General features: G+C 54.4%; 12 protein-coding genes. 4 read left to right on the top strand and 8 right to left on the bottom strand.

The annotated features are described in order from the left end of the window. The first annotated feature begins 80 nt into the window (after window positions 1-80). From D9K61_RS04070 to D9K61_RS04060, 3 genes are all read left to right on the top strand, one after another. Window positions 81-1,202 (top strand): TIGR03032 family protein, encoded by a 1,122-nt coding sequence (locus D9K61_RS04070; protein ID WP_120631965.1) that lies wholly within the window; start codon window positions 81-83, stop codon window positions 1,200-1,202. A 45-nt stretch (window positions 1,203-1,247) separates the two neighbouring features. Continuing rightward, window positions 1,248-6,440: an autotransporter outer membrane beta-barrel domain-containing protein gene (locus D9K61_RS04065; protein ID WP_120631964.1), complete on the top strand. Its 5,193-nt coding sequence runs from the start codon at window positions 1,248-1,250 to the stop codon at window positions 6,438-6,440. A 132-nt stretch (window positions 6,441-6,572) separates the two neighbouring features. Next, complete coding sequence (locus tag D9K61_RS04060) at window positions 6,573-6,899, top strand: hypothetical protein (protein ID WP_120631963.1); 327 nt, start codon at window positions 6,573-6,575, stop codon at window positions 6,897-6,899. 182 nt (window positions 6,900-7,081) lie between these two features. Here D9K61_RS04060 and D9K61_RS27240 read toward each other — a convergent pair whose 3' ends face one another. From D9K61_RS27240 to D9K61_RS27235, 7 genes are all read right to left on the bottom strand, one after another. Then, window positions 7,082-7,270, bottom strand: a complete 189-nt coding sequence (locus D9K61_RS27240; RefSeq protein ID WP_120631962.1) for a hypothetical protein — start codon at window positions 7,268-7,270, stop codon at window positions 7,082-7,084. A 109-nt stretch (window positions 7,271-7,379) separates the two neighbouring features. Further along, window positions 7,380-8,114, bottom strand: a complete 735-nt coding sequence (locus tag D9K61_RS04050) for a TylF/MycF/NovP-related O-methyltransferase (RefSeq protein WP_120631961.1) — start codon at window positions 8,112-8,114, stop codon at window positions 7,380-7,382. 83 nt (window positions 8,115-8,197) lie between these two features. Further along, window positions 8,198-9,229 (bottom strand): hypothetical protein, encoded by a 1,032-nt coding sequence (locus D9K61_RS04045; RefSeq protein ID WP_120631960.1) that lies wholly within the window; start codon window positions 9,227-9,229, stop codon window positions 8,198-8,200. Beyond that, window positions 9,226-11,853, bottom strand: coding sequence for an FkbM family methyltransferase (locus D9K61_RS04040; RefSeq protein WP_120631959.1), 2,628 nt, complete (start codon window positions 11,851-11,853; stop codon window positions 9,226-9,228). Before D9K61_RS04040 ends, D9K61_RS04045 begins: the two co-directional genes overlap by 4 nt. A gap of 218 nt (window positions 11,854-12,071) precedes the next feature. Continuing rightward, window positions 12,072-13,421 (bottom strand): sensor histidine kinase, encoded by a 1,350-nt coding sequence (locus D9K61_RS04035; RefSeq protein WP_120631958.1) that lies wholly within the window; start codon window positions 13,419-13,421, stop codon window positions 12,072-12,074. After that, the gene (locus D9K61_RS04030) at window positions 13,421-14,080 is read right to left on the bottom strand and encodes a response regulator transcription factor (protein WP_120631957.1); all 660 of its coding nucleotides are present in this window, start codon (window positions 14,078-14,080) and stop codon (window positions 13,421-13,423) included. The genes D9K61_RS04035 and D9K61_RS04030 overlap by 1 nt, the downstream gene beginning before the upstream one ends. Window positions 14,081-14,118: 38 nt before the next feature. After that, window positions 14,119-14,778: a PepSY domain-containing protein gene (locus tag D9K61_RS27235; RefSeq protein ID WP_216825743.1), complete on the bottom strand. Its 660-nt coding sequence runs from the start codon at window positions 14,776-14,778 to the stop codon at window positions 14,119-14,121. Window positions 14,779-14,970: 192 nt separating this feature from the next. Between D9K61_RS27235 and D9K61_RS04020 the strand changes: the two genes are divergently transcribed. After that, a complete protein-coding gene (locus D9K61_RS04020) occupies window positions 14,971-15,993 on the top strand; it encodes a hypothetical protein (protein ID WP_120631956.1) in 1,023 nt (340 codons plus the stop codon). Between the two features lie 178 nt (window positions 15,994-16,171). Here the strand turns inward: D9K61_RS04020 and D9K61_RS26800 are convergent, their stop codons facing one another. After that, window positions 16,172-16,360 carry a hypothetical protein gene (locus D9K61_RS26800; protein ID WP_162946731.1) on the bottom strand — a complete coding sequence of 63 codons (189 nt, stop codon included), beginning with the start codon at window positions 16,358-16,360 and terminating at the stop codon, window positions 16,172-16,174. Between the last annotated feature and the right edge of the window lie 80 nt (window positions 16,361-16,440).

Here is a 16,440-nt window from a genome sequence, read left to right as displayed (position 1 = left end):
GTCGATCCGAATGCAACGCGGCGGCCCGTGTGCCATCAACAGCGGCAATCTGGGTCTGACGTTCTTCTGCTGGTGGCGCAATGAGCGACACAACCGTTTTGAACGAACCGCCGGATGCAGCTGTTCAAGAGAGCGCCGCAGAAGTTCCGAAGGATGGGGCTAAAACCGACTATTCGGTCTCTGCCGGTTTTGCCGGGCGCCTCTCCGGTCTTGGGCTGTCGGTTGCTTTTTCGTCGTATCAATCGGGATTACTCTACATGGTGGGGGTAAAGCCGGGCGGTGGGGTTAACATTCACCAGATGGCGTTCCCGCGCCCCATGGGCCTGCATCGGCACGGGGCGCACGGGCTGTCACTGGCTGCGGATGATCAAATCCTGCACCTGCAGAACGTGCTGGACCCAGAAGAGTGTTTGAACGATCTGTTCGATGCCGCCTTTATGCCACGGCAGAGTGACTTTACCGGTCAGTTGGATTTGCACGACCTCGGTATTGACGCCAGCGGCAAAGCGATCTTCGTCAACACCCGTCACAATTGCCTTGCAACGCCCGACGCCCGCCACAGCTTCCGCGAGGTTTGGCGGCCCCCGTTCATTTCTTCGCTGGTGGATGAAGATCGCTGCCACCTGAACGGACTTGCTATGCAGGATAGGCGGCCACGTTATGTCACGGCCGTCAGCCGGTCTGATACGATCGACGGCTGGCGCGACCGACGCGCCGATGGCGGGATCGTCATCAATGTTGAGACTGATGATATCGTGTGTGACGGGCTGTCGATGCCACATTCTCCACGTCTGCACGATGGGCGCTTGTGGTTGCTGAATTCCGGGCGCGGCGAACTGGGCACGGTTGAGTTCGATGACAACGGCAAAGGTCGTTTTGAACCGCATGTGTTCTGCCCCGGGTTTGCCCGAGGTCTGTCCTTGCATGGGCGCTTTGCCTTCGTTGGCCTGTCAAAGCCGCGCTACAAGCGGTTCGAGGGCCTGGATCTGGATGCGCGACTGGCTGAGACCGATAGCGCACCGTGGTGCGGCGTTCAGATCATCGATCTTGAAACAAAGACCTGCGTCGACTGGCTGCGGATTGATGGGGCCATTTCTGAACTTTACGATCTTGAACTTCTTCAGGGCCATCTCTGCCCGATGGCCGCCGCTCCGGGCACCCCCGAGGCGGCAAAGCTGATCACCATGCCGAAACCGGCGTGACGACAAAGCACAAAAACAACAAAAAACAATTTTGGTACGGAAATCATGACAAAAGCAGAGCACGGCACAAGCAGGCCGCACTATCAGGAAATTCTTCTGCGCGGCGGACGGATGACAAAACACAAAGGTCAGGTGGCAAGCTTTGCACCTACGCTTGGCTGCGTGCTCTCGGGGATCCCTGCCATCGCGCTTGGCACGGCCATTGCCTTTAGCGGCGGAACTGCGATCGCAGGCAACTGTGTTGGGCCGCTCTCTGGCACCATCGTGTGCTCCGGCCCGGCTGATCCGACGACAGATATCAGTGTGGGCATCATCAGTGGCGGGCCTGTCAACATAGTAACAATGCCCGGTTTTGGAATCGAACCATACAACTCTCACAACGCGATCGACGTCTTCAGCAGTACACAATTGACCTTCACCGACACAAATCAATCTTCAATCACTGGCAAGAGCGATGGTCTTCGCGCTGTGGTTTATAATGGCGGTGACCTTTCAGTGACCACAACCGGTGCGGTCACTGGCAATAATTTTGGCATCTACGCACGTAATTATGGGGCCTATTCAACCATTGGCGAGATGACCATTTCGGCTGCAGATGTCTCCTCGGGGAGCCAAGACGGAATCTTTGCCCGTAACAACGGAACCTATCTGACAATCACCACGTCCGGAGTGATCTCTGGCGCCAGACAGGGTATCCAAGCGCAAAACACCGGCACTGGCGCGCTTTCTGTTTCGGCAGTGAATGTCAGCGGGTCCGCAGGGGCGGGCATTTCGGCCACCAACAGCGGGACCGATTTGTCGATCACGTCAACTGGTTCGATCAGCGGGAGCACCAACGGTATTCGTGCTGACAACAATGGCAGCGGTGCGCTGAACATCTCGGTAGCAAACGTTACCGGAACAAGCAGCGCGGCGATCGATTCTCGTAACCACGGCACGGATACGTCGATCACGGCCACGGGCACCGTTAGCGGCACCGCCGGTATCTCTGCTCGCCATTATGGCAACGGCGCACTTACGATCGAAACGGATGAAGTTCTGGGCACAACCAGCAACGGGATTAGCGCGTTCAATCGCGACGGAACCAGTCTGTCCATCACTACGGTCGGCAGGGTCACCGGCACGCGGGGCATCAATGCTCTGCACAGAGGCAGCGAAGCGCTAACAATTTCAACCACCGAAGTTACCGGGACGACCTACGAAGGTATCTTTGCGCGCAACATCCATTCTGAAGTTTCGATTGCCGCCACCGGCGCCATTCGGGGTGGCACCCGGGGGATCGACGCCCGCAACTATGGCACCGGCGCATTGTCCATTGCCGCAACAGATGTCACAGGCGGTTCGGGGCATGGAATCTTTGCGCGGCATACGGCTGGTACGGATCTTTCAATCACGACAACGGGACGCGTTTCAGGTGGTGACTCGGGCATTCTTGCCCAAAGCACCGGCAGCGGTGCGCTGACAATCTCGGCGGCAGATGTCCGGGGCGGAAGTATCTCTGACGGCGTTTCCGCACTGAGCACGGGCACGGATCTTTCGATTACCACGTCGGGTTCAGTTATCAGCGGAGCGCGCGGGATTGCTGCCCTGAGTACGGGCAGCGGTGCGGTGACAATTTCGGCAGCGGATGTCACCGGCCTCACCGCCGAGGGCATTCTTGCCAGCAATGGCGGCCGCGGCACGGATCTGTCTGTCACAGCCACGGGCGCGGTTTCGGGGGGTACCAGAGGTATCTATGCGAACAACGCGGGCACCGGTGCGCTGACAGTCTCGGCGGCAGATGTCACAGGAAACAATGGCCATGGGATCTACGCCCGAAATCAAAGCACAGGGATTGATCTGTCAATCACGACCACCGGGGCTGTCTCCGGTGGGGGCTCTGGTAATGCTGCGGGTATTCTTGCGAGAAACGAGGGGAGCGGTGCATTGACGCTTTCGGTTTCGAATGTCACCGGCACCAGCCACCGAGGTATCAATGCAACCAACTTTGGCACAGACCTTTCGGTGACGGCATCAGGTACCGTGCGAGGTGTTGATCATGCAATTTATGCCGACAATCGCGGAACTGGGGGGCTGACCATCGATGTTGAGGATGCAATTAGCACCGGTGATGGGTACGGCATCAATGCAGTTAATCGTGGCGCTGGTGCATTGGTGATTTCAGCAGCCAACGTTACCGGCAGCGGTAATGACTCCGGCCTCCACGCGACAAACTATGGCACCGATCTTTCAATCACGACAACTGGGCTGGTCACCGGCAACTGGCGCGGGGTTTCCGCAACAAACAATGGCACAGGCGACATGACCCTTTCAGTCGCGGATGTGACATCAACACGCTTAAATGGACTTGATCTAACCAACCGTGGCGCGAACCTTTCGGTCACATCCACAGGCACGATCAGTGCTGTTACCAAAGGGATCGAAGCCCGAAACGAGGGCAGCGGCGCGCTGACAGTTTCTGCAGTCAACGTTGCAGGAACGACGGAGGAAGGGATTTACCTCCGCAATGGTGCAACCGGCACTGACCTGTCGGTCGCAACCACCGGGTCGGTCAGTGGGGCGACACGAGGAATTGACGCGCAGAACGCGGGCTCTGGCGCGCTGACAATCGCAGCAGCGGATGTCACGGGAACCACCGGATTTGGCATTAACGCCCGCAACAGCGCCAACGGCACCAATCTGTCGATCACGACGACCGGCACCGCCAGCGGTACCACGGGGATTTTCACCATCAACGATGGCAGCGGCGCCATGTCAATCGCGGCAACAGATGTCACTGGAACCGTCGGCACAGGTCTTGTGGCCTTTAACCGAGGTACTGACCAATCCATCACAACCACCGGCCTGATCAGCGGGGTCACTGATGGCTTGCGCGCAGACAACACCGGCACCGGGTCCCAGACGATCTCGGTTGTGGATGTGACCGGAACCAATACCAACGGGATCAGGGCCGAGAACGCCGGCACAGATCAGTCAATCACAGCTTCGGGGACGGTCACGGGCTCTAACGGTATCCTCGCTGCCAACAATGGTACCGGTGCGATGATGGTCCAGACAAATAATGTTACCGGAACCGGAGGCCGGGGGATCGATGCCCGGAACTATGGTACTGACCTGTCGATCACTACTTCTGGGTTAGTTTCTGGTGCGTCATATGGGATCATTGCGCGTAACTCCGGCAGCGGTACGCTGACAATCCAGGCCAGGGACGTCACTGGTTCAGGGACCAATGCCATTGAAGCGGTGAACCGAGGTAGCGGTGACAGGGCTCTGTCCGTCACAACGTCCGGGACCGTCGTTGGTGCTATCAATGGAATCTACGCCCGAAACACAGGCAGCGGCGTAACATCGGTCACTGTGTCGGGTGCTGTATCAGGCGGCACCGGAGCTGGCATCAACACCCGAACCAATACCGGTGGGCTGAGTGTGATCACCCTCAACAGCGGCGCATCGGTTTCATCCGCATCCGGAGTGGCGATCACCAACGACGAGGGCAACAGTCAGGTCACCCTGGCGGCAGGATCAGCGGTTACCGGATCGGTACAGCTGAATGACGGCAACGATGCTCTCACGGTGAATGGTGGCGCAGATATCAGCGGTGGAACTCTGTTTGACGGTGGCGCAGGCACGCAGGACCGTCTGGCCTTCTCAGCCTTCAGTGGTGCCTTGGACGGAGCGCGCTTCACCAATTGGGAAAGCACCGTAGCGGATAATGGCAGCGCCCTCACCCTCACCGGTGCAACGGCAGATTTTGGTGTACTAACTGCTCTGAACGGATCCAGCATTACTGCAGGCGATGCAAATCTGGCTTTGGGCGGAGCGTTGCAAATTGACGCGACCAGCCGTTTCCATGCCGGGTTTGGCGGGGACGGGGCCGTTAGCATCGGTGGCGACACGCTCAGCAATGGCCTTATTCGACTGGCCGATGGTCAGAGCGGAGATCGTTTGACCTTCGGGGGCAATCTCGCTGGGGCGGGTACTGTCGCGCTTGATGTCAACTTTGCAACCGGCGCCAATGACCAGATCGTCGTAACCGGCGACAGCGCGGGGGCACAACAGGGGTTGCAGGTCGAGAAAGCCGGAAACGGGGGCGGTGCACTTCAGAACTTTACCCTCGCCACTGTCAACGGCACGAGTACCGCGGGCGATTTCCGGTTGGTGAATGGAGACTTCGTGACAAGGAATGGTCAGGATGCGGTCAATGACGGATCTGTCGCCTATGTTCTGAATTACGACGCGGCCACCGGCCAATTCGTTCTGTCGCCGTTCAATTCGGATGGAGAGGTGAACACCAACCCAGACAGAGCCTTTCTCGCCGCAGCGGTTCAGCAATTCAGCGATCAGATTGCCCTGAGCGGGGCGCTACGCCGCCTGTCGGGTCGTACTGGCTCGTCTGATGCGAACACCGTCAGCCGAGCCCTGATCGACCTGAGCACAACGGATCAACCGCTGTTCTGGTTGGAGGCCGAAGGGGGGCGTGATCAATACACCAATGGGGACCGCACCAACAAGACAACAGGCGGTGGTCTGCGCGTGGGGGCCAGCCAACCCCTTGCGGAGTTCGGTAACGGCTCACTTATTGGGGGTCTTGAGTTTGGGGCAACGACGCTTTCCACAAACAGCGCAACCTCATTGGCCACTGGGCAGATAGACACCGACGCCTATGACCTGACAGCTAGCGCGCTTTGGCTGGCTGATAGTCAACTCTATCTTGATGGCCAGATCCGTTACGCTTTCTTTGACAGTACAACCCGTCTGGCAGGTGGGCAGGAAGTGGACACCGATGGAGATGGCTATGCAGTCTCGATCGAGGTTGGCAAGTTCTACCAACTGAACAACGGTTTGAACATTGTGCCGCAGGCACAGCTTATCTACAGCAGCGTTGACGCGGATGATCTCAATGATGTGACGGGCAGCGCAGTCGGAACGGTTTCCGACGGTGAAACCTTGCGTGCCCGCCTTGGCCTGCGTGTAGAACGGGATTTTGGTGAGATCGGCGCTTTGTTTGGCCAGTTTGACTACACCCGCGCCTTCGACAACGAAACCGGTGTTTCATTTGGCAATGACACAATCACCACAAAACGCGGCAAAAATAACCTCGAGCTGACGCTTGGTGGTCATCTGGAAATCGCGACACAAACCATGCTGTTTGGCCAAGTATCTGCCCAAAGTGGTTTTGACGGCAGTTCCGACGACCACGGGTTTGCGGGCCAGATAGGACTCGAGTTCCGGTTCTAGGTTGTCTGCAGCAACAGAATAGAGCGAGCGCCAAACGAGCGCTGTCTCTCGTGGGCCACCATACTGCCACTCACAGACCCCCTCAAGTCGGTGGCCCACAATAACTTTCAAGAAAACAGAAGGATCCATTCGATGAACAAACACACTTTTGCGATGCTGACTATCGCCGCCTTGTCATCCCAAACACCAGCATATGCGGAAGACCTGCAATTCCTGCTCATTAACGAAAGCAGCTCCGCGTTGGTCGGGTTCAATGTCTCGCCCACGTCATCCGAGTTCTGGGAAGAAAACCTGCTGGCCGGTGATCACATCGCACCGGGACAACAAGCGGGAATTACCATTGCGGACGGGTTGACCACATGCACCTACGATATCCGCGGCAGCTTTGCCGATGACTCCGAGGCCGAGGATTTTGGCCTAAACCTGTGTGACTTGGGCGAATACTCGTTCATCGACTGACAAATGAAGAAGTCAGGTGATGCGTGAACCGCTGACATGGCGGCGCTTTCAGCGGTTCACCATTGTTGGCGCCAACCTCGGCAAGACAGTTGGTCTGGGAAACCGCGAAAATTCAGCAGGCTGACCGCATGCAGCCCATTGGGACACATCGTATAGCCATTTCCCCGCATGCCGGTCGCACGTCAGTCAAGATTGGCCTTCACCTTTCCGCCAAAGCGCAAGAACCCCAGCTGCAAACCAGGCATCTGCATCGTTATCAAGGTCACTCCATGCACATGTGCAATGCGCTTCAAAGCGATGCCCACAGCAGAAGCGCCGCCGCATCCAAAATCAAAGGTTTTCTTTCCTTCGAGCCGGCCTTCATCTGTCACCAACCATTCAATAACTGCGGGAACAAATGGAAGCTGTTGAGCAGCTTTCAGAAGCTATGTTTTGAAGTCCAAAGTTGAATTCACCAACAGAATGACCCTCAGTGTTTTCTCATACTTTGATGCAAAGTCTGACCTGATCATTTACCCGGTTTAACAGCGGTGCTTGAATTGATGAAAAATACTCATCAGTGGCTTTTCGCGAACCGGACCAATGCCCATAATCATCAATTATCAACACACCACCTTTTGACAACCTAGGATAAAGTACTTCCAGCTCAAAACGCGTCGACTCGTACCAATCAGTGTCGAGCCGCAATACTGAGATCTGCTCCGGTAGGTTGTCCTTCAACGTTTCCATGACATCACCTTTTACAAAGTGTGAGGTCTTTGTTGACAAGCCCGCTGCAGCGAAATTTTGGGACACTTGATCGAGCGACGCATAGCACCAGCCCGTCTCATCGCTGAATGACTCCATCAATGCCGAAGCACTATCACCATTGACATCCACATCTGCCTCGGTCGGCGCCGTCATTCCTTCGAATGTATCATAGAGCCAAAGATCGCGCGGAGCGTCCAGCGCTTCAAATGTCAGCCCGGCAAGGATTGCACTTCCACCCATCCAAGTGCCGCATTCAACGAAATCGCCAGAAATGCCCGCAGAGTGTACGTATTTGCAGGCATTATGAAGCGCAAACATCGCATCTTTGCCTGTCATCGTGAAGTCTCGCGACTTATGGAACAAGTCCGTAAACTGCGCATCTTCGTCGATATCTCGAATCGGATAATCAACCAGATCTGCATTGTGCGTTTCGGAATATACAATCTTTCGTGGTGGAAGTGTCATTGGGATACCATCGCGTTGGAGAGAAGCATTTCGAAGCAACTCAGGTGTCGGGTCGTTTTTCTTTCAAGGGCTTAGCACAAATATCACTTGCGTATCAGATCGGTATTTTTCTTCAGCCAACGCAGATAGCCATCTTTGAAGGGATCAGGGAAACTCCGCCTGAGGTCTTCACGATCCCGATACAGTTCTCGGGCTCCTTTCGGAATCTTTGTACCATCTTGAAAGATGCCGTAATACCACCACCCTGCAGGAATAGTAGGATCAGTGAAGCGGGTAACTTCGCGCTCATACCATGCCCAGAGTTCGTAGATTTCTGAATTTCCCTGGGCATACCTTTCGGTCATTGTGTTACCGACAGGCCCAAGCTTTGTAAAATGATAAAAGCGTAACGGAACACCGTTGATCAGAAGACCTCCTTCGGAGGAAACTGACATCGTTCTTTTGCTCAGGTTCCAGCTGGCGACGTTGTATCCAGGATCCCGCAGTACTTTGACGTTGTCAAAGTAGCAGGGAATCAAATTGCACCATTTCTGGTCTACAAAAACCCCAATATCCAAGCGATCATAACACCATGTATTAAGGCGCTCGGTCCACCAATCGGCGAAGGCACGCGCTTCTTGGTCATTACGAACCGCCAGAAATCCAAGATTATAAGTTCCGTAGTGCAACGACGTGATCTCGTTGTCGCGTACAGCGATTTCCTCAGTATCGGGGGTGGTTTGGTGCGGAGTGAGGACAATTGACCATTCGTCCAGCAACTCGACAACGGGCTGCATCGTTGAGAAAACAGCAATGTCAGGATCAAAATAGATAACCTTCTCAACCCCGGGCTGATCCATAATGTGCTTGAGAGCTTGTCCTTTGACAGCCGTACACGCCTCTACGATGTCATGTCGAAACAGCCATGGATCGGTTGTTTCGCCATACAAATCATCAGCCGTTACCAGCCGATCAAAGTCCTCACCTTCCGTAGAGTATTCAAACCCCTGAGGAGGATGATCCGTCAAAACCGCCCAAATAACCCAATCGGGATGCTGCCGCCTGAGTGAGCTGGCCAAGACCCGCGCACGGTTAAGATAACTAAATGAAAAGCTTGTAAAAGCATGCACTGTCATTTTGCGCTCATGTTTTGAAGGTGGGGTATCGCCATGTCGCTGTATTCGGATGTCAACACTTCGGTGCGACGTCGTTGACGTGCTTGTTGAACCAACTCTTTGCAAGCATCACTTTTCACCCAGTCCGCGAGGTTTTTGCTGCTGTCCAACACAACTCCACGGCCCGTTGATTTGACCAAATGAGAAACGTTGCCAGATTGCCCATGTGTCACAACGTAGGCCGAACTTGCCAGCGCCTCAGATGTCGTCAACGAGAATGTTTCCGGCCATGGAGCAAAATGAACCACAAGATCAATGCCTGCAGCCGACAGAGCTCTTGTCATTGCATCAGGAACCTGGCTGGCCGCGGTGTCCACGCGATGCTTGATGACATTCAGGCTCACATCGCTCTTACCAAAATAGTGGAATTCTAATTCGGGATTAATAGCCTCGGCCTCAACCAGCGTCGAGAAATCATCCCATCCTTTGTGGGGTAATGGTGCACCCACGAAGGCTATTTTAATGGTACCCCCAGCCCCATTGCCAACTGCAGGCAAGGACGCTTGCCGCGGCTCGCTCTTGAGTATTGTGTGAGGGTGAACAATCAGGTCATGCAACTTATAGTTACATGCTTTTACCCAAATATCAGCCGCTACCCGAGATGGCGCCAAAGCGGTGATTTCAACTCGCTCGAAGAAGTCTCGGAAACGCTGCGTGTGGCGCGTTCTCCCGTCCCCGTAAATGCAGATGTTACAGCCCTGCGAACCAACATCCGGAGCATTGCAATAGCTTAGGTTGTTTCGCAGTAGCGTATAGCTTTGGCACGCCGCAAAGAAATCATGTAGCCAAAAGCACGCTGTTCGATTGCAGCTCGCTTCAATCAATTGCTCAACCGTCTCAGGCGAGTGGCCTAGCAAATGGTGGATGACGCACTTGAAAACTTGGCCAGCTGCAAACCGATCCGCGGTAGCAACGATTAACTCGGCGTATCGCGCGATCCCAATGCACTCACCATTCAGAACCAGGCGAAACATAGCCGTCTCAGTTTCTTCATCTGGCAACAAAGCGTTGCAGGTCCTGACTGGATGGATATTCAGATAGTCGATCCCTGACTTGAGAGCTCTTTCCGCCTCAATCTGAATGCAGATCTGCGTGCCACCAGTCACCTCGCGATAGTCATCGTGGCATATGCTAAGTACTATCTGATCGCGTCCCGCAGCTAGCTTTCTGGCAATAGCAGGCGCATCTAGAACTGCTTCAGTCAAATCTGGTAACGGTGCCAGCGTAGCTTTTGAACTAGCCGAAGCAATCGCATTGATGACTTTTGCTCGATGCCCCTCAGATAAGACCGAGGAGCTTGACGCATGGGATGGCGCTCCGCTTAGTAACTTCTTCAACTTCTCCAGTTTATCTAGTGCATTCTGCGGTCCGACATTGGATTTCAGCAGTTGCCTGGTGCCGCGACGATGCTTGGAGTTGGTCCTGAAATATAGCGCAAAGGGCAGTTTTCGGACTCGTTTGGCCAGCCGGATCGCGTAATTGTTTTCCTCTTTCCATTGCTCCAACGAAAGCATCAAATCCGCGATGTCAGGTTGCGATTGCGATACCAGCTTTGCCAGTCGAGCTGCTGCCTCTTTTTTGACGATTGATGTTTCCTGCACGAGTCGTGACGTTTCCTGCTCGAGTCGTGACGTTTCCTGCTCGAGTCGTGACGTTTCCTGCTCGAGTCGAGTGACGTCGTGTAGAGCTTTCGGAACTTCCAAGATGGACGCAGAACCCAAGTTGGCGAGTGTTGACCAACAATATTGGGGCTGTTGCAGCAGCAGCAAAGCCAGATCATCTAGTGTCTCAATCTTAGGAAGGATGTGCCTCTCGACAAGCTCTGAAAAAATCTCGCTTCGATCTTCCGAGAGAAAAAGCAGACCGCATTCTGTGCCGCCGAAGAAGATGTCTTCGTCTGATCTGTTGAAGTTATCTGGCCGAAACGCAGGCGTATTCAAACCGTAGCAAACATATCCTTGTTCAGACATGTAGTTGAGTATCTGCGCCCCGGTCGACACGTCCAATACTTCGCAAAACACAATCGGCTGGTCCTGTGAGAGGATCCTGGTCGCTCCTTTCAATGCGTCCAGCTCGGTACCTTCAAGATCGAGTTTGATAAACGCAACTCTCTCCTGCACCTCATCATCAAGGCGCGTCATTGTAAGCGTACCACCTGTTTCGCAAGCCGTTATTCTAGTGCCACCTGCGTTATCCGCAAAACGTTCGGCAACTCGCCCGCTCCCCGGGTTTGCGCCCAGTGCACTCGCCCTCACGTCAATGTTGCGCAGTTGAGACGCAGCTGCGTTCAGCTTGAAGATCCGGCGATTTTCAGCAAAAGGTTCAAAGCCGATGACTTGTCCGTTCGGGCCAACGCTGTGTGAAAATGCGCGTGCATGCGTACCATAACATGATCCACCATCAATAACCGTATCTCCGTCGCTCAAAAAGTCACATAGAATATCGAGTTCGGACTGAGCCCACTCACCATACAGGCGAAGAGAATCTGAAATCGTATCAGACCCATCTGGAACATGAAAAGTACCGTATCGCGTTTGGATCGACGAACTCGTTTGTTCCGATTCCTCCCGAGCGTAATCCTGCATCGATGTCTCCTTAGCGTCGGCTCTAAATCATATCCCCACTAACCCTTAACGGAACGCGCTTCAACACAAGTCGATCTGCAATTTTCAGATTCGGCCGCCATAAGATTACTAAATTAGGATTGTGGCTCACTGATTAGCCCCATTCCGAGGCAACAAAGGTCTTCCTCTCCGCCATCGCTCTTGCCGCAACCTCTATCTATTGGTTATGTGCCCCGAACCTAAGAGGATATTCCCTTGGTACCCAAGGAAATCACCACGCGACTTTGCAGCCCACCAAGCTCATCTGATCTGCTTAGCTCAAGTTTAGCGCCATAGGCATTCAGAAGATCAACCGCGATCGCTAGCCCCAATCCACTGCCTACAACAGAAGAATCTAGTCGACCTCCGGACCGCAATGCCTCGCGCCGGGCATCTTCAGGTATGCCTAGCCCGTCATCTTCGACCCGAATTTCGATGTAGCCCGCTTGGCGTTTGGCAGTTACACGCACGCGATTGCGACACCATTTGACGGCGTTATCCATCAAGTTGCCAAGAACTTCTTCGATATCCTGGGTGTCCATACGAACCCACATTTCAGGATCACGTGATACCTCCAGTGACTTGTTTTCTCGTTCTGTCATTTTCGAGAACAGCCGCGAAAGCCTGTCGATAGAGTTGACCAGATCAGTACGCGAATGAGTCAGATCTGCCGTGTTTATCGCGCGCAATCTGGCAAGAGACCGCCCCAATTGCGCGTCAATTCGATCCAAAGCCTCATACGCGGTTTCTGTTGGAGCGCCTGCTTCGGAAAGACCACTTAACTCATTTCGCAAAATGGCAGTCGGAGTTTTGAGAGCATGCGCCAGATCTGCAGCCTGCCTGCGGGAACCGGACACAATGTCCCGGTTACGGCGCAAAAGCTGGTTCAAATCGTCCACCAAAGGCGAGACCTCTTCCGGGTAGTCCTCGGGTTTCAGATCCTCATCTGTGTCCCATCGGTGGGCTACATCAGTCCGCAATTTTCGAAGCGGACCCAAGGTGACTGTCATCAATAACAAAGACCCTGCTACGCCAATCAAACCTACAAGCGCAAATACAGGCAACAGGCTTTTTTGTGCGACACGCCGTTCCGCAAACAGTTGCGCCTGACTCTCGGCGACGCTGACGCCCCAAACTGTCCCATCTTCGTATGATATCTTCTGATAGACGGTTCGAACTGCTTCGTTTTCAGGGCCAAAAGTGTTCAAAATCGTTGGAGTGCCAGGAGAACCCTGAGGTTCGGCAATGGTTGCATCAAAAAGTGAGGCGGATGAGTAAATGTTGCCATCGGCGCTGGTGACCTGCCAATAGCGCCCTGAATACGGCGTTCTGTATGCTGGGTCGAACATCAGATCGCGCAGGGTTTCTGGGGCCTGAGTTACGACACTCAACCCGACCACAAGCTGAGTGTGTTGATCTCGAAGCGCGGTGTCAAACCTGTCTGCAACTCTGGAATCAATGTAAGAGAATACAGCCAGAGTGCCTACGCCGACCGACAACGCGCCGGATGCGATACCTCCCATCAATGCCCTTTGACGGAGTGAAAGCATCAGATCGTGTCGATCATGTATCCGCGGCCCCTAATCGTAGTAATGAGGTCAGAACCCAGTTTTTTGCGAAGGCGCGTTACAAAGACAGCGATCGTGTTCGAATCCCGATCCCCATCATATTCGTAGATGTGCTCTGAAAGTTCTGTTCGTGAAATCATGCGCCCACTGTTGTGAGCCAGGTAACTGAGCACTGCGATTTCCTGTGCGGTTAGATCAACCGGGATCCCATGTAACGTGACCCGCCCGTTACGTGTGTCCAAAATGACCTCACCCATCTCAATTACCGGGTTCACTTGCCCACTTTGGCGCCGCAAAATCGCACGGACGCGTGCGGCCAGTTCCGGCATGTGGAAGGGTTTTGTCATGTAGTCATCGGCACCTGCGTCCAATCCATCTACTCGCTCGCTCCAACCATCTCGAGCGGTGAGGATCAGCACCGGGGTTTTGATGCCTGAGCTGCGCCATGTACGTAAGACAGAAATTCCATCGCGCTCTGGCAACCCAATGTCCAGAATGATCATATCGTAGGGTTCGGTCTCGCCAAGATGCAGAGCGTCCATTCCATTATGGGCGACGTCCACGACCCGACCCTCAGCGTTCAGCAGCTTTTTTACTTGCTCGCAAAGATGGGGTTCGTCTTCTGCCAGTAAAACTCTCATGTCTAGTGACTATAGGCGTCTAGATGGCAGAATTTCCATTACTTTTTACCGCCGCCGTTGCCGTTCCCGTTTCCGCCGCCGTTGCCATTGCCGTTTCCACCGCCGTTGCCGTTCCCGTTTCCACCGCCGTTGCCGTTCCCGTTTCCACCGCCGTTGCCGTTCCCGTTTCCGCCACCGTTGCCGTTCCCGTTCCCGTTTCCACCGCCACTGCCGTTCCCGTTTCCACCGCCGTTGCCGTTCCCGTTTCCGCCACCGTTGCCGTTCCCGTTCCCGTTTCCACCGCCACTGCCGTTCCCGTTGCCGCCATCATTGCCCCTGGTGCCGGCATTCCCTAGCGAATTGGCGTTCGTTGAGTTGCCGACGGTCGATTTAGCCGCCTCTGAAATTTGACGACCTATACTGGATCGGTTTGGGACAACGACGCCGGTCTCAGCATCAACGATGACGCTGATGATCTTGCCGTTCGGTTTTTTCACCAGAATACGGTAGTAAACTTTGTCCGCCTCGAAAGCCCGCGCATCAACTGGCGTACCTCCGAACACCTTTTCGACGCCCTTGATAACCCTTTTCAATCGTATGGCACCGCCTGTCATGGTCGCCCTACGCAGCTCGGATTGTTTCAACTCGCGCGCAGCAGCATTCCCTTCTTCGGTCAGAAAAAGGGTCAGTAAGACCATAATTGGTAAGAGTCGTCTCATCCTCTGCACTCTGTATGCTCAAAGTTTTCTCGAAACTAGCGAGTTCAACGTGAACTGGCGATGAACAACCAGTTTCGCGGGAGTTCAACGAGAATTTCATCAAATAGAAGTGTTGGCCACTGATTCCCGCTGCGCACGATTATTGGCGCAACCAACCAACACGCAATTAGAATTCGATTCTGGAGGATCGTTATGAAAATGACGAAAGACAACTTGATGAAGGCCTCCGCCATCGTAATCGCCCTTCTGGGATCAACTGCGATCGTGGCAACGTTCACGTTTCCCGATTTTGCGTATGCCAAAGACGGTAAAGGCAATGGCGGCGGCAACGGCAACCGTGGCGGCAACGGCAACGGCGGTGGAAACGGTAATGGTAATGGCGGCGGCAATGACGGCGCTGGAAGTGGCAAGGGCGGATCGGGCGCATCAAAAGGGGGTGGTTCAAAAGCATCTGGAAAATCAGAAGGCGCGAGATCGAAATCCGCCAAGACAAATGGCTTTTCCCTGAAAAACCTATTTGGCGGTAAGAAAGCCCAAACCAAGACTGCTAAAACCAGCCGGAAAGCCAAGAGCTTAACTCGCAAATCCAAAAGCTCTTTTCAGGTTACAAAATCCGTTCGACCTTCGGCCCGGACAACAGGGAACAAACTTGCCAAACTGCTGGGGGCACATCCCTCGGAGCTCGGAGCACTCAATGCCGCCAATGCAAGCGAAACCGCTTTGCAGAACGCCGCACCGAATTCACGTGTCGGTCGTATCGCAACCTACCGTGATACGGTCCTTGCCGGAGACGAACTGCGCGACGACCTACAGGAGGTACAGGATCTGCTCGACAGCCTGACTCCGCCGGATCGGCCCATAGGTGAAATTGAGGACGACCTTGAATCAGCGCTTACAGACGTTCAGCAGCACCAAGATCGCGTCACCGAGCTTGAAGAAGCACTTGCAGCGGCTGGCGGTACCGATCCTGACATCGAAGCAGAACTTAGTGCGGCCAATGCCGATCTGGAACAGTCCATCGACACCGCAAAAGACCTGGACGATGAACGTCAAGCCGCCGCCATTTACGGCGAAACGGAAGCGGTGGTCGGGGACTTGACCGGGTTGGTCGAGAACCAGACGGCGGCCGAACGCGCGGCCCTCGAGAACGCAGCGAACAAACCCGTGACGGATGCAGTCGAAGCCACAGTTAAGGCGCTTCTGGATCTTGACTGAGACCCTCTGCGCGACGGGCCAAAGACGCAATTGAGCTCAAGACTGCTGCACACTTGCGTTTTACCAATCTGCGCTAAACCAATCCGGAAACGAAAAAGCCCGCTCCTATGGAAGCGGGCCTTTTACTGATTCACGAAAGATTTGAAACTGTGAAGCTGAGGGGGATCGCTTCGTTACTTCAAACGTCTTTCGACGCCTCATATAGCTGAATAGAGTGAGCAATTTTGGTGAGTGCGTTTTCGATAGAAGGGAACCTGCCGCTGCTTGCCTTCGCGCTGCTCAATTCGTCACTGCGCGCGCGGGTGTTGGAAGAATGTGTTCCTTTAGGAGGGTGTTGTGTTTCAACCCCAATGGCAGTCTTTTTCATATCTGTCCCCTTCGATGAGGCCGGGCGCTTCAATGTCGGCTCGGTCTCGTATTGATGACCATGCCTGAACGAGTTTTAAC

Origin of the sequence: Ruegeria sp. EL01 (assembly GCF_900313035.1) — a bacterium.
GTDB lineage: Bacteria > Pseudomonadota > Alphaproteobacteria > Rhodobacterales > Rhodobacteraceae > Ruegeria.
This window is presented reverse-complemented; position numbering and strand designations above follow the sequence as displayed.

What these genes read in the sequence shown, in the direction of transcription:
- D9K61_RS04045 (WP_120631960.1), bottom strand. Translation starts at nt 9,229, where the DNA reads ATGACAGTGCATGCTTTTACAAGCTTTTCATTTAGTTATCTTAACCGT.
- D9K61_RS04070 (WP_120631965.1), top strand. Translation starts at nt 81, where the DNA reads ATGAGCGACACAACCGTTTTGAACGAACCGCCGGATGCAGCTGTTCAA.
- D9K61_RS04035 (WP_120631958.1), bottom strand. Translation starts at nt 13,421, where the DNA reads ATGCTTTCACTCCGTCAAAGGGCATTGATGGGAGGTATCGCATCCGGC.
- D9K61_RS04040 (WP_120631959.1), bottom strand. Translation starts at nt 11,853, where the DNA reads ATGCAGGATTACGCTCGGGAGGAATCGGAACAAACGAGTTCGTCGATC.
- D9K61_RS27235 (WP_216825743.1), bottom strand. Translation starts at nt 14,778, where the DNA reads ATGAGACGACTCTTACCAATTATGGTCTTACTGACCCTTTTTCTGACC.
- D9K61_RS04030 (WP_120631957.1), bottom strand. Translation starts at nt 14,080, where the DNA reads ATGAGAGTTTTACTGGCAGAAGACGAACCCCATCTTTGCGAGCAAGTA.
- D9K61_RS04065 (WP_120631964.1), top strand. Translation starts at nt 1,248, where the DNA reads ATGACAAAAGCAGAGCACGGCACAAGCAGGCCGCACTATCAGGAAATT.
- D9K61_RS04020 (WP_120631956.1), top strand. Translation starts at nt 14,971, where the DNA reads ATGAAAATGACGAAAGACAACTTGATGAAGGCCTCCGCCATCGTAATC.
- D9K61_RS26800 (WP_162946731.1), bottom strand. Translation starts at nt 16,360, where the DNA reads ATGAAAAAGACTGCCATTGGGGTTGAAACACAACACCCTCCTAAAGGA.
- D9K61_RS04060 (WP_120631963.1), top strand. Translation starts at nt 6,573, where the DNA reads ATGAACAAACACACTTTTGCGATGCTGACTATCGCCGCCTTGTCATCC.
- D9K61_RS04050 (WP_120631961.1), bottom strand. Translation starts at nt 8,114, where the DNA reads ATGACACTTCCACCACGAAAGATTGTATATTCCGAAACGCACAATGCA.